General features: G+C 73.4%; 9 protein-coding genes. 6 read left to right on the forward strand and 3 right to left on the reverse strand.

Annotation, left to right across the window (positions count from 1 at the left end; genetic code table 11):
- The first annotated feature begins 30 nt into the window (after nucleotides 1-30).
- Nucleotides 31-624 (forward strand): GNAT family N-acetyltransferase, encoded by a 594-nt coding sequence (locus tag ACZ6R9_RS30560; RefSeq protein ID WP_380486573.1) that lies wholly within the window; start codon nucleotides 31-33, stop codon nucleotides 622-624.
- Between the two features lie 7 nt (nucleotides 625-631).
- Here ACZ6R9_RS30560 and hrpB read toward each other — a convergent pair whose 3' ends face one another.
- Nucleotides 632-3,163: an ATP-dependent helicase HrpB gene (hrpB, locus tag ACZ6R9_RS30565; protein WP_465541777.1), complete on the reverse strand. Its 2,532-nt coding sequence runs from the start codon at nucleotides 3,161-3,163 to the stop codon at nucleotides 632-634.
- A 2-nt stretch (nucleotides 3,164-3,165) separates the two neighbouring features.
- Nucleotides 3,166-4,161, reverse strand: coding sequence for a class I SAM-dependent methyltransferase (locus ACZ6R9_RS30570; RefSeq protein ID WP_465541779.1), 996 nt, complete (start codon nucleotides 4,159-4,161; stop codon nucleotides 3,166-3,168).
- Nucleotides 4,162-4,499: 338 nt separating this feature from the next.
- Between ACZ6R9_RS30570 and rpsA the strand changes: the two genes are divergently transcribed.
- The 3 genes from rpsA (at nucleotide 4,500) to ACZ6R9_RS30585 (ending at nucleotide 9,296) form a co-directional block, all read left to right on the forward strand.
- Nucleotides 4,500-5,990 carry a 30S ribosomal protein S1 gene (gene rpsA, locus ACZ6R9_RS30575; protein WP_043913368.1) on the forward strand — a complete coding sequence of 497 codons (1,491 nt, stop codon included), beginning with the start codon at nucleotides 4,500-4,502 and terminating at the stop codon, nucleotides 5,988-5,990.
- 515 nt (nucleotides 5,991-6,505) lie between these two features.
- Nucleotides 6,506-8,593, forward strand: coding sequence for an MMPL family transporter (locus tag ACZ6R9_RS30580; protein WP_465541782.1), 2,088 nt, complete (start codon nucleotides 6,506-6,508; stop codon nucleotides 8,591-8,593).
- A gap of 58 nt (nucleotides 8,594-8,651) precedes the next feature.
- The gene (locus ACZ6R9_RS30585) at nucleotides 8,652-9,296 is read left to right on the forward strand and encodes an MBL fold metallo-hydrolase (protein ID WP_465541784.1); all 645 of its coding nucleotides are present in this window, start codon (nucleotides 8,652-8,654) and stop codon (nucleotides 9,294-9,296) included.
- Between the two features lie 115 nt (nucleotides 9,297-9,411).
- On the opposite strand, the gene ACZ6R9_RS30590 is transcribed toward ACZ6R9_RS30585, so the two are convergent.
- Nucleotides 9,412-10,290 carry an alkaline phosphatase family protein gene (locus tag ACZ6R9_RS30590; protein WP_465541786.1) on the reverse strand — a complete coding sequence of 293 codons (879 nt, stop codon included), beginning with the start codon at nucleotides 10,288-10,290 and terminating at the stop codon, nucleotides 9,412-9,414.
- Between the two features lie 209 nt (nucleotides 10,291-10,499).
- Here ACZ6R9_RS30590 and coaE point away from each other — a divergent pair, with 209 nt between their 5' ends.
- Both coaE and ACZ6R9_RS30600 read left to right on the forward strand, forming a co-directional pair.
- On the forward strand, nucleotides 10,500-11,096 hold the full coding sequence (gene coaE, locus ACZ6R9_RS30595) for a dephospho-CoA kinase (protein WP_380486583.1): 597 nt from the start codon (nucleotides 10,500-10,502) through the stop codon (nucleotides 11,094-11,096).
- A 151-nt stretch (nucleotides 11,097-11,247) separates the two neighbouring features.
- On the forward strand, nucleotides 11,248-13,338 hold the full coding sequence (locus ACZ6R9_RS30600) for an MMPL family transporter (RefSeq protein ID WP_465541789.1): 2,091 nt from the start codon (nucleotides 11,248-11,250) through the stop codon (nucleotides 13,336-13,338).
- Nucleotides 13,339-13,419 lie beyond the last annotated feature (81 nt).

Genomic DNA, 13,419 nt, shown 5'->3' on the forward strand with positions numbered 1-13,419 from the left:
TCGGTCGCCCGGGCCTCGGAGACTGGCCGGATGACTGATCAACTTGCCGTCCCGACCGCCACCTTCGCCGACAAGCCGACGCTGGAGGGGGAGCGGATCGTGCTCCGGCCGGTGCGGCCGGAGGAGGATCTGCCGATGCTCCGGGTGATGCTCGAGGACCCGGAGGTGCTCAAGTACACCTCGGACGAGTACACCCCCGTGGCGCCCGAGTGGGACGAGGCGATGGAGAAGCACATCGTCGACTGGTACACCACCCGCAACGAGCAGACCGACCGGCTCGACCTGATCATCGTGGACAAGTCCACCGGCCGGGGCGTCGGCGAGGTCGTCCTCAACGAGTGGAGCGAACCCAACCGCTCCTGCAACCTCCGGATCTGCATCGGCCCCGACGGCCGCGACCGGGGCTTCGGCACCGAGGCCGTCCGGATGGCCACCGACCACGCCATCCGCGCCCTCGGCCTCCACCGGGTCTCGCTCAACGTCTACGCCTTCAACGGCCGCGGTCAGCGCGCCTACGAGAAGGCCGGCTACAAGGTCGAGGGCGTCCGCCGCAAGGCGCTGCGCTGGGGCGACGAGTGGATCGACGACATCGACATGGCCGTCCTCGCGGAGGACTGGGTGTGACCCGGCCTCACTTGCGCGGGTTGGCCCGGCGGGTGGGTTCGGCCGTGGTCGGGTCCTCCGGCCACGGGTGGCGGGGGTAGCGGCCGCGCAGGTCGGCCCGGACGGCGCGGTAGCCCTCGCGCCAGAACGCGGCCAGGTCGCCGGTGACGGCGGCCGGCCGGCCCGCGGGGGAGAGCAGGTGGACGGTGAGCGGGGCGCGGCCGTCGGCGAGGGCCGGGGCGGCGTCCCAGCCGAACAGCTCCTGGAGCTTGACGGCGAGGACGGGGCGGTCGCCCGCGTAGTCCACCCGGATCCGGCTGCCGCTGGGCACGGTGATCCGCTCGGGGGCCAGCTCGTCCAGCCGGCCGGCCTGGCCGCTCGCCCAGGGCAGCAGCCGCTGAAGCGCGGCGGCGGTGTCGATCCGTTCCAGGTCGGCACGGCGCCGGGCCCGCGACAGCTCCGGCTCCAGCCACTGCTCGGCGGCGGTCAGCAGCGCGGCATCACTCACGTCCGGCCACACCCCGCCCAGGGTGCGGTGCAGGAACGCCAGCCGCTCCCGCAGCCCGGCCGCGGCCGGCGGCCAGCTCAGCAGGGCGGAGACCCCCTCGCGGGCCAGGCCCTCCAGCAGCGCCCCGCGCACCAGCGCCGGATCGGGCGCCGTCAGCGGCACCGCGGCGAGCTCGATCGCGCCGAGGGTCTCCACCCGGCGGGCCGTCACCTCCCGCTGCCGGGCCGACCAGTGAACCTCCTCCCGCCCGTCCAGCAGCGGCGCACCTGCCCGGCGGGCCGTCGCCTCGTCGATCGCCACCGCCCGCAGCACCCGCGCCGACGGCGACCCGGCGGGCCGGTCGGCCACCGCGATCGCCAGCCACCCGCCGGCCGGCAGCCGCGAGCCGCCCTGCACCTGGGCGGCCGTCCCGGAGGCCATCAGGTACGCGCCCTCGCCGCCCTCCCGGGCCCGGGCCAGCCGCTCCGGGTACGCCAGGCCGACCACCAGCCCGACGGCCGCGGCGTCCGGGAGACCGCCCGGTGAACCTTCGACCTGGCGCTCCAGCCGCCGGGTCTCGTCCTTCCAGCGGCGCGCGTACGGGTCGTTGCTCTGCTTGACGGTGCGCCAGATGTGGGCCAGGTCGTCGCCGAGGGCGCGCGGCGGCTCCTCGGACAGCAACGCGACCAGCTCGGCGGCCCGCCGGGAGCCCACCGCTGCGGCGCCGTCGAGCAGCGCCCGGGCCAGCCGGGGGTGAAGGCCGGTGCGGGCGATCGCCCGGCCGCGTTCGGTGGGGCGGCCGTCGGCGTCCACCGCGTCCAGCGCGCGCAGGGTGGCGCGGGCGGCGGCCATCGCCCCGGCGGGCGGCGGGTCGGGGAGGGTGAGGCCGCCGGCGTCCGGGTCGCCCCAGCAGGCGGCCTGCAGGGCGAACGAGGTCAGGTCGGCGAGTGCGATCTCCGGCGTGGGGAAGCGGGCGGCGCGGGCGTCCTCCACCTCCGCCCAGCACCGGTACACCGTGCCCGGGGCCTCGCGTCCGGCCCGGCCGGCCCGCTGCCGGGCGGCGGCCAGCGAGGTGCGGACGGTGACCAGCCCGGACAGGCCGCGGGCGTGGTCGGTGCGCGGCTCCCTGGTCAGCCCGGAGTCGACCACCACCCGCACGCCCGGCACCGTCAGCGAGGACTCGGCGACCGAGGTGGCCAGCACCACCCGCCGCCGCTCGCCGGGGCTCAGCGCCGCGTCCTGCACGGCCGGCGGCGCCTGCCCGTGCAGCTGCAGCACCTCGACGCCGTCCAACTGCCCGGCCACCCGGGCGATTTCACCCACCCCCGGCAGGAAGCACAGCACATCCCCGGCCCGCTCGGCGAGCGCCCGGCGGACCGTCGCCGCGACGTGCGCGAGCAGCGCCGGATCGACCTTCGTCCCGTGCGGCGGGCGGACGGTACCGGGCGGCGGCGCCCACACCACCTCCACCGGGTGCGAGACGCCCTCGGCGGCCACCACCAGTGCGCCGTCCAGCAGTTCGGCCCAGGCGTCGGTGTCGGCGGTGGCCGAGGCCAGCAGCAGCCGCAGCTCCGGGCGCAGGGCCGCCCGGACGTCCAGCAGGAACGCCAGCGCGGTGTCCGCGTCCAGGTGCCGCTCGTGGCACTCGTCGAGCACCACCACGTCCACGCCCGGCAGCTCCGGGTCGCGCTGAAGGCGCTGCAGCAGGACGCCGGTGGTGACCACCTCGACCCGGGTGTCCGGGCCGACCCGGCGCTCGCCGCGCACCGTGAACCCGACCCGCCCGCCGACCGGCTCGCCCAGCAGCCAGGCCATCCGCCGGGCCGCGGCCCGCACCGCCAACCGGCGCGGCTCGGCGACCAGCACCCGGCGCGGCGGGCCCGGGACGGGGCTACCTCCCAGCCCGCTCGGGGCTGGGGGAGCGTCCAGCAGACCCGCCAGCGCGAGTGGCACCAGGGTGGTCTTGCCGGTGCCCGGCGGCGCGGACAGCACCGCCGCGCCGTGCTCCTCCAACGCCGCGGTCAACCCGGGCAGCGCGGTGCGGACCGGCAGTTCGAGCCCCCCGGTGCGCACCGTCAGCCGTCCCGGCGGGCGACGAAGATCGCCGTCCCGGGGATGTGCCGGCCGCGCAGCGGGCTCCAGCCGCCCCACTCCTGCTCCAGCTCCTCCGGCCACTCCGGCTCGATCAGGTCGAGCAGCGTGAACCCGGCCCCCACCAGCTCCCGCACCCGGTCGCCCAGCGTCCGGTGGTGCTCGACGTAGGTCGCCACGCCCTGCTCGTCCTGCTCCACGTACGGTGTGCGGTCGAAGTACGAGGAGGACGCCGTCAGGCCCTCCTCGCCCGGCTCGTCCGGGAACGCCCAGCGGATCGGGTGCGTCACCGAGAACACCCACCGCCCGCCCGGCCGCAGCACCCGGTGCACCTCGCGCATCAGCCGCGCGGTGTCCGCGCTGAACGGCACCGCGCCGTACGCCGAGCACGCGTGGTCGAACGAGCCGTCCGCGAACGGCAGCGCCGCGCCGTCCGCCTGCACCACCGCGACCGGCTCCAGACCGCGGCCCAGGTCGATCCGCCGCGAGTGCTGCAACTGCCGGTACGAGATGTCCAGCGCCACTGGCCGGGCCCCCTGCGCCGCCAGCCAGCGCGAGCACTGGGCGGCCCCCGAGCCGATCTCCAGCACCTGCGCGCCCTTCAGCGCCGCCGGCTCCCCGAGCAGCCGCACCTCGGCCTCGTCCACCCCCTCCGGGCACCAGGTGAACCGGTCGTCACCGAGGAACTCCCCGTGCTCGTCCTGGTACTCGTCCGCGTTCCGGTCCCACCAGTGCCGACTCGCCCGGCTCGACTCCACCTCCCCGACCTCCCGGCGGAGCGCCTCGTCGCCGTCGTCGTCCTGGTCGGACTCGACGTGGTAGGCGCTCGGGACGTCGTACTCGGCGGGGTCGTAGTCGCGGGGCACGATGGGACCGGGGGTGGTGGAGTGGGTCATGGAATCCGTCACGTAAGGTATGGGATGCGGAAGCGCCGCTGCCGCGGAGCCGGTCCCTTGCGGGGCCGGGTCGGGCTGTGGCATCCGGGGTAGGGCCGGTGTTCGAGCCGCCGCGAGGTGCGCCTTCGGAGGATATGGCCTGATCCGTCCCGGCCTCTACCGGTCTTGCCGTCTTCGGCATTGACCGTGTCCGGGTGTCCCCGTATGCTACAAGTTGCGCTGCGGGCCTGCGCGCCTCGGACGGAGCAGGTCGCGCTCGCATCTGTCGAAGACCCCACGGTCGTCAGACGGACACCGGGATTCCGATCGCAGGAATCTTTTCGGTGGCCGTTTTCTGGCCTGTACGGCTTTCGGTGGGAGCGATCAGGGCCCTCCGCGTGGCATTACTACGACTTCATGTCCGTACCGGAGCCCTTTTCCTAATGACGAGCCCCACCGACACCTCTGTCAGCACCACCCCGCAGGTTGCGGTCAACGACATCGGCGACGCCGAGGCCTTCCTCGCCGCCATCGACGAGACCATCAAGTACTTCAACGACGGCGACATCGTTGAGGGCGTCATCGTGAAGGTCGACCGTGACGAGGTGCTCCTCGACATCGGTTACAAGACCGAGGGTGTCATCCCGTCCCGTGAGCTCTCGATCAAGCACGACGTCGACCCCCACGAGGTTGTCGCGGTCGGCGACAACATCGAGGCCCTGGTTCTCCAGAAGGAGGACAAGGAGGGTCGCCTGATCCTGTCCAAGAAGCGCGCCCAGTACGAGCGCGCCTGGGGCACGATCGAGAAGATCAAGGAAGAGGACGGCATCGTCACCGGTACCGTCATCGAGGTCGTCAAGGGTGGTCTCATCCTCGACATCGGCCTCCGTGGCTTCCTCCCGGCCTCGCTGGTCGAGATGCGCCGCGTCCGCGACCTCCAGCCCTACGTGGGCAAGGAGCTCGAGGCGAAGATCATCGAGCTGGACAAGAACCGCAACAACGTGGTCCTGTCCCGCCGTGCCTGGCTCGAGCAGACCCAGAGCGAGGTCCGCCAGACCTTCCTCACCACCCTGCAGAAGGGCCAGGTCCGCTCCGGCGTCGTTTCCTCGATCGTCAACTTCGGTGCGTTCGTGGACCTCGGCGGCGTCGACGGTCTGGTGCACGTCTCCGAGCTGTCCTGGAAGCACATCGACCACCCGAACGAGGTTGTCGAGGTCGGCCAGGAGGTCACCGTCGAGGTTCTCGACGTTGACATGGACCGCGAGCGCGTCTCCCTGTCGCTGAAGGCGACCCAGGAGGACCCGTGGCAGCAGTTCGCCCGCACCCACCAGATCTCGCAGGTCGTGCCGGGTAAGGTCACCAAGCTGGTTCCGTTCGGTGCGTTCGTCCGCGTGGACGAGGGCATCGAGGGCCTGGTCCACATCTCCGAGCTGGCCGAGCGCCACGTCGAGATCCCGGAGCAGGTCGTCCAGGTCGGCGACGAGATCTTCGTCAAGGTCATCGACATCGACCTCGAGCGTCGTCGCATCAGCCTCTCGCTGAAGCAGGCCAACGAGTCCCTCGGTGCCGACCCGGCGTCGGTCGAGTTCGACCCGACCCTGTACGGCATGGCTGCCTCGTACGACGACCAGGGCAACTACATCTACCCGGAGGGCTTCGACCCCGAGGCGAACGACTGGCTGCCCGGCTTCGAGAAGCAGCGCGAGGAGTGGGAGCGGCAGTACGCCGAGGCCCAGGCCCGCTTCGAGCAGCACCAGGCCCAGGTCATCAAGTCCCGCGAGGCCGACGCCGCTGCCGCGGCCGAGGCCGGCGAGGAGGCCCCGGTGTCCGGTGGCGGCTCGTACTCCTCCAGCAGCGACGAGGGCTCCGGCGCGCTTGCCTCGGACGAGGCCCTGGCCGCTCTGCGCGAGAAGCTGGCCGGTGGCCAGAGCTGAATCGCTCTCGCTGAGTAGCTGACTCAACAGGAACCCCCCACCCAGGCTTGCCCTGGGCGGGGGGTTCCTGCTTTTTTGCGCCCACCCAGGGCAAGGCGCTGTGCGCGGCCGGGCTGGGTTTTGTTGGAGTTGCGCCCACCCGCCCGAGCACCCTGCGCCCACCCGCCCACCCGCTTTCGCCATGGCCCGCCGCCTGCGGCGCCGTGTGCTTCCGTCCTGGCTCGCTGCTCACGGTGTGCTGTTCGATGGCGGGTGCTCGGGCGGGCGGGTGGGTGGGAACGGGGGAGCTTAAGTGGCGTTTATGTGAAGGGAATTGTGAGATGAGGCTCATCGTCCGCCTATAGGACGTTCGGGAAGTCGCGCATACATTGAGGTGACTTGTCCGAAAGGCTCCCCGCATGCGCAGCTCTCGCCCCACCGCAGCAGAGGTCGAGGTTTCCCAGGTTTCCGGTCGGTTGGCCGGGCTTGGGCGAGTGTGTTTCCGGCACCGGCGTTGGGTGTTGGGGGTGTGGGCGGTGGTGCTCGCGGCGGGGGTGCTGATCGGCGGGCGGGTGTTCGAGGGGTCGGTCGCGGGGACGGGCACCGGGGGGTCGGAGTCGGCCCGTGGCGTCGCGGTCGTGCAGGCGGCGGACCCGGTGCAGGGCACCGTCACCGCGGTGGTGGACGGGCCCCAGGTGGGCAGCGAAGGCGTGCGGACGGCCGTCCAGCAGGCGAGTACCGAGGTGGCGAAGCTGCCGGGCGTGCTCTCGGTGGCGGACACGTACTCGACACAGGGGCAGCTGACCGCCGACGACGGCCGGGCGTCGCTGGTGAACGTGCGGATGGCGGACGGGGCGAGCGCCAAGCAGCTGAGCGCGGTGACCGACCGGCTGGAGCGGATCACGGCGGACGGGGCGCACACCGTGGTGGGCGGCGATCTGGTGCTGCAGCAGGAGGTGAAGGACCAGACCGCGAAGGACACCCGTTTCGGGGAGATCGTGACGCTGCCGCTCACCCTGATCGTGATGGTGCTGGTGTTCGGCGGGCTGGCCGCGGCCGGTTTGCCCGGGATCGGGGCGGTGGCCTCGGTGGGCGGGGCGCTGCTGGCGATGTTCGGGTTCAGCAAGATCATGGACATCGACACCAGCGTGCTGCCGATCGCGACGGTGCTGGGGCTGGGCCTGTCGATCGACTACGCGCTGCTGATGGTGAACCGTTTCCGCGAGGAGCGCGGCCTGGGCGCGACGATCGCGCAGGCGGTGGAGCGGACGTCGGCGACGGCCGGCCGGACGGTGGCGTTCTCGGGGCTGACGGTGGCGGTGGCGCTGAGCGGCCTGTTCGTGTTCACCAGCCCGGTGTTCCGGGCGGTCGCGGCGGCGGGCGTGAGCGTGGTGGTGATCGCGGTGGCGGCGGCCCTGACGCTGGTGCCGGCGCTGCTGGGTTTCATGGGGCGGCGGATCAAGGCGCCGAGCACGCCCGTCCCGGACGAGGGGTTCTTCTCCCGGACGGTGCGCCGGGTGCAGCGGAGGGCGGTGCCGGTGATGCTGGCGTGCGTGGCGCTGCTGCTCGCGGCGGGGGCGCCGTTCCTGGGCTCGCACTTCCGCAACTCGGGCGCCGATGTGCTGCCGAAGAGTTTCGCCTCCCGGCAGGTCGCCGAGGCCGTGCAGGAACGTTTCCCGGCGCAGGTCCCGGCCCCCGTGCAGGTGGTCGTCAAGGGCACGCCGCAGCAGGCGCAGCACTACGCGGACACCGTGGTGGCGGCGCTGCCGGGCGTGTCGGGCGTGCGGGCCGTCACCCCCGTCTCGGAGGGGGTGCAGACCGTGGACGTGCTGGTGAAGGGTGACCCGCAGGGCGCGGAGGCCAAGCGGGTGGTCGGTGAGCTGCGCGAGCACCGGGGCGGCCTGGAGACGTACGTGACGGGGGACGCGGCGTCGCTGGTGGACTTCCAGCACGAGATCGGCTCGCGCGGGCCGTGGGCGGTGGGCCTGGTCGCGGCGGGGACGCTGGTGCTGCTGTTCATGATGACCGGCTCGGTGGTGCTGCCGATCAAGGCGCTGCTGATGAACGTGCTGTCGCTGGGCGCCTCGCTGGGCGCGCTGACGCTGGTGTTCCAGCACGGGTACTTCAGCGGGCTGCTCGGGTTCACCCCGACCGGCGGTCTGGAGACGATGATCCCGGTGCTGGTGTTCGCCTTCGCGTTCGGGCTGTCGATGGACTACGAGGTGTTCCTGCTGTCCCGGATCAAGGAGCTGTACGACCAGGGCCACGGCTGCCTGCGGTCGGTGGAACTGGGACTCCAGCGAAGCGGTCGGATCATCACCTCGGCCGGCCTGCTGATGGTGATCGTGTTCGCCGGATTCGCCGCCGGACAGATGCTGATGGTCAAGCAGATGGGCGTCGCGCTCGCCGTCGCCGTCGCCGTGGACGCCACCCTGGTGCGCACCCTGCTGGTGCCCGCCACCATGTCCCTGTTCGGCCGGCTCAACTGGTGGGCACCCGCCCCGCTGCGCCGCCTGCACCGGATCATCGGCCTCAGCGAGCACGTCGAACTGCCGCCGCTGCGCCAGGCCGCGCTGCCCGCGCCGCGCACTGCCGAACAGTCCGCGCTGGTGCGTGCGTCCTAGGCTCTGTCCGGTCGATCGCGCCCGGCAGGATCGGCCGGACAGACCCTAGGCTTGGGGCATGCGACTGACGAAGTTCGGCCACGCCTGCGTCCGGATCGAGCACGCGGAAGGGGCGGTGCTGATCGACCCCGGCATGTTCACCGGCCCCGAGGTGGTGCGGGACGTGAACGCCCTGCTGATCACCCACGAGCACGCCGACCACTTCACCGAACCGCTGGTGCGGGCCGCCGTCGAGGCCAACCCCGGGCTGCGGGTCTTCACCAACCACTCGGTGGCCCGGCAGCTGGAAGGCATCGGCGCGCGCGTGACGGTGGTCGGCGAGGGCGACGCGTTCGAGCTGGACGGGCTGCCGGTGACGGTGCACGGCGAGTGGCACGCGGAGATCCACCGGGACATCGAGCGGATCCCGAACATCGGCTTCCTGCTCGGCGGCCGGGTGTTCCACCCGGGCGACGCGCTGACCGTTCCGCCGGACACCGTCGACACGCTGCTGCTGCCGCTCGGCGCGCCCTGGCTGCGGGCCGGCGAGCTGGTCGACTACCTGCGCGACGCCCGGCCCCGGCAGGCGGTGGCGATCCACGAGGAGACGCTCAGCCAGACCGGTCGGGCCATCCACGGGCGGCTGCTCGGCCCGCAGGGGCCCGGCACCGGCGGCGTGGCGTACCGGACCCTCGACATCGGCGAAGCGCTCGACCTGGTCTGACCCCGCAGGCCGGACGGCCGGGCCATGGCGGCCGCGAGCGGTCGGCCGGTGCGCGTCGGGGTCGATCTCCGATGCCGCGCGCACCTGCCGGCCGAGCCGCCCGGCCTCGGAGGTTTCAGACGGCCGGCGCGGCGGCCGTGAACGGGCGGCCGTCCAGCGTCCAGTGCGGGTCGGGGGCGATCTCCAGCGCCGCGTACACGTGCGCCGCGACGTCGGTGTGGTGCAGCGGGCCGACCGGTGCACCCGGGGTGATGCCGGGGCCGAAGGCGGCGATCCACGCGGTGCGCTCCAGCGCGCTGCGGCCGCCGTGGCCGCCGGCGTCCACGTGGCCGTGGTCGGTGACCACGATCACCGTCCACTCCTCGGCGGCGTAGGTGGACCGCTCCCGCAGGGCGGCCAGCAGGCGGCCGAGGCGGACGTCGGCGGCCTCGATCGAGCGGCGGTAGTCCTCGCCGCAGCCGCGGAAGTGCGCGGTCTCGTCGACCGCGCCGAGGTAGACGAAGGAGGCCTGCGGGTCGTCGTCGGAGCGGGCGAGCACGTACTCGGCCTCGGCGGTGACCCGCTCGTCGCAGACCTCCCACGCCTCCGGGGTGTCCTCCAGCGGCGCGATGTACGAGAGCCGGCCGGGCGCGGCGAACAGCGGGCCGCCGTCGCGGGCCAGGAACAGCGGCTCCCAGCCGCCGACCGCGAAGGTGCGGCGGCGGTGCGCCTTGGCCAGGCGGGTGGTGAAGTCCGGGAACACGTCGAGCCGGTGGCCGCCCAGGTGGTTGCCGAGCACGCCGTGCTTGGCGACGCCGACACCGGTGGCGATGGTCGCCCAGCACGGGCCGGACATGGTCGGGGTGGCGTCGTCCACCTCGACCGGGCCGAGGAAGCCGGCGGCGGCGACCGCGTCCAGGTGCGGGGTGTGCAGCTCGGGCAGCAGGTCGAGTCGGACGCCGTCGATGCCGACGACCAGGACCCGGCGCGGGCCGGCGGGCCAGTTGCTGGACACGGGTGGTGCTCCGATCGTTCGAGGGTGGTGCAGGTGTTCGGCACCCTAGCGGCCGGATCGGGCCCGTGGAGCTGTATGGACAACTCTTTTCGGGCGCCCCTTGGACGGAGGGCCGGAGAGTTCCCGCGAAGTTCGCCCGGCGGTCGCCCCGAGTTCCGTCCCGCCCGGGCCGCTGCGGGCGCTCCCGTACGGGCCGGTAGCCTGACGGCATGCTGAGGATCGGACTGACGGGCGGCATCGGCGCGGGCAAGAGCGAGGTCTCCCGCCAACTGGCCGCGCTGGGCGCGGTGATCATCGATTCGGACGCGATCGCCCGCGAGGTGGTCGCCCCCGGAACACCCGGACTGGCCGCCGTGGTCGCCGAGTTCGGCCCCGAGGTGCTGCTGCCGGACGGCTCGCTCGACCGCCCCGCGCTCGGCCGGATCGTCTTCGCCGACCCGGCCCGGCTGGCCGCGCTCAACGCCGTCGTGCACCCGCTGGTGCGGGCCCGCTCCGCCGAACTGGAGGCCGCCGCCGGGCCGGACGCGATCGTCGTGCACGACGTGCCGCTGCTCGCCGAGAACGGCCTCGCCCCGCTGTACGACCTGGTCGTGGTCATCGACGTCCCCGACGCCGAACGCCTGCGCCGCCTCACCGCCCTGCGCGGCATGCCCGAGGACGAGGCCCGCGCCCGGATGGCCGCCCAGGCCACCCGCGAGGACCGGCTCGCCGTCGCCGACCTCGTCCTCGACAACAGCGGCGACCTCGACGGCCTCACCACCCGCGTCCAGGAGCTGTGGCGGCAACTGGAGCAACGCAACGCCTGACCCGCACCCGGCCTGACCTGCGCCGATCCGGCCGCAGCGGCCTGTGCCGACCGGGCCGCGGCGCGCGGGCGGGCGGCCCCGACCCGATGCTGGGACGAGGAGGGCGCGGCGGACGGCCCCGCCCGGGGTCGTCGGCTGGGGGCCGGTCGCGATGAGTTCCGGCAGAAGATGGTCCGCGGTGCCGTGCGGGCGGCGTCGGAAGTGGGTGGTGCTGGCGCTGTGGCTGGTACTGCTGGTGGCCGCCGTGCCGCTGGCCGGGAAGCTGACGGGCGCCGAGGACAACCAGGCGTCCAGCTGGCTGCCCGCGAACGCCGAGTCGACCCGGGTGCTGGACGCGCAGCGCCGGTTCCAGCCGGTGGAGACCGCCCAGGCCGTGGTGGTGTACCAGCGGCCGGGCGGCATCACCGCCGAGGACCACGCCAAGGCGGTGCGCGACGCAGAGAACTTCACCACCGCGCCGCACGTGGTCGCGCCGGTGGTCGGGCCGACCGTCTCCGCGGACGGGCAGGCGATGCAGACCGTGGTGCCCGTCGAGGTCGGTACGAACGGGTGGAACAACCTCCGCCCGGCCGTGGACAGCATGCGCGCCACCGCCACCACCGACGCGCCCGCCGGGCTGGTCATCCACGTCACCGGTCCCGCTGGGATCGCCGCCGACCAGGCGAAGACCTTCGCGGGCATCGACAGCACCCTGCTGTTCGCGACCGTCGGCGTGGTGATCGTCCTGCTGCTGCTCACCTACCGCAGCCCCGTGCTGTGGCTGCTGCCGCTGCTGTCCGCCGGGGCGGCGCTGATGGTGGCCGAGGCCGTCATCTACCTGCTGGCCAAGCACGCCGGGCTGGTCGTCAACGGGCAGAGCGCCGGCATCCTGATCGTGCTGGTGCTCGGCGCGGGCACCGACTACGCGCTGCTGCTGACCGCCCGTTATCGGGAGGAACTGCGACGCCACGAGGACCGGCACGAGGCGATGGCCGCCGCCCTGCACCGGGCCGGGCCGGCGATCCTGGCCAGTTCGGCGACGGTCGTCGCGTCCATGCTCTGCCTGCTGGTCGCCGAGATGAACTCCACCCGCGGCCTCGGACCGGTCTGCGCGATCGGCGTACTGGTCGCCCTGCTCGCCATGCTCACCCTGCTGCCCGCGCTGCTGGTGGCGTTCGGACGCTGGGTGTTCTGGCCGGTCCGCCCCGGCTACGGCACGCCCGAGCCGACCAGGACCGGGCGCTGGGCGCGGATCGGCACCTGGATCGCCGACCGCCCCCGCAAGGTGTGGATCGGGACCGCGCTCGCCCTGGCCGCCTGCACCGCCGGACTGGTGTCACTGAACGCGACCGGCCTGAGCGTCGCCGGATCGTTCACCGGCACACCCGACTCCGTCACCGGCCAACAGGTGCTCGCCGCGCACTTCCCGGGCGGGACGGGCGCGCCGCTCTCGGTGATCAGCAACGCCGGGCCACCACTGGACGCCGTCCGGCAGGCCACCGCGAGCACCCCCGGAATCGCCGGGATCGGTCCCGCCGGGGTGCGCGGCGGCGAGGCGTACTTCCCCGCGACGCTCACCGACCCGCCCGACAGCGCCGCCGCCCGGGCCACCGTGGACCGGGTCCGGGCGGCCGTGCACGCCGTGCCCGGGGCGAACGCGCAGGTCGGCGGCTCCACCGCGGTGGTACTCGACGCCGGGCGGGCCGCCGCCCGCGACAACCGGGTGATCATCCCGCTGGTGCTGGCCGTGGTCGTGGTGATCCTCGCCGCCCTGCTGCGCGCCGTGGTGGCGCCACTGGTGCTGATCGCCACCGTGGTGCTCTCGTACGCGGCGGCGCTCGGCATCAGCGCGTTCTTCTTCGCGCACGTCTTCCACTTCGAGGCCCAGGACCCGGCCTTCCCGCTCTTCGTCTTCGTCTTCCTGGTGGCCCTCGGCATCGACTACAACATCTTCCTGATGACCCGCGTCCGCGAGGAATCCGCCCACCTCGGCACCCGCCGCGGCGCGGTCGCGGGCCTGGCCGCCACCGGCGGCGTGATCACCTCCGCCGGCCTGATCCTCGCCGCGACCTTCGCCGTCCTCGGCACCCTCCCCCTGGTCGCCTTCACCGAAATCGGCTTCGCCGTCGCCCTCGGCGTCCTCCTCGACACCCTGGTCGTCCGCTCCGTCCTGGTCACCGCCCTCACCGCCGACCTCCGCCACCACATGTGGTGGCCGGGCCGCCTGTCCCACGAGCTGCCACCGGCGGTGGAGGCCGACTGAGGCGCCGCCTTCTCGACGGGCGGGACGGTTCCGAAGAAAATGGTGGCATGTCCATCTGGAGACGTTTCCGGTCGACGTTCC

This window comes from Kitasatospora sp. NPDC048662, assembly GCF_055587065.1.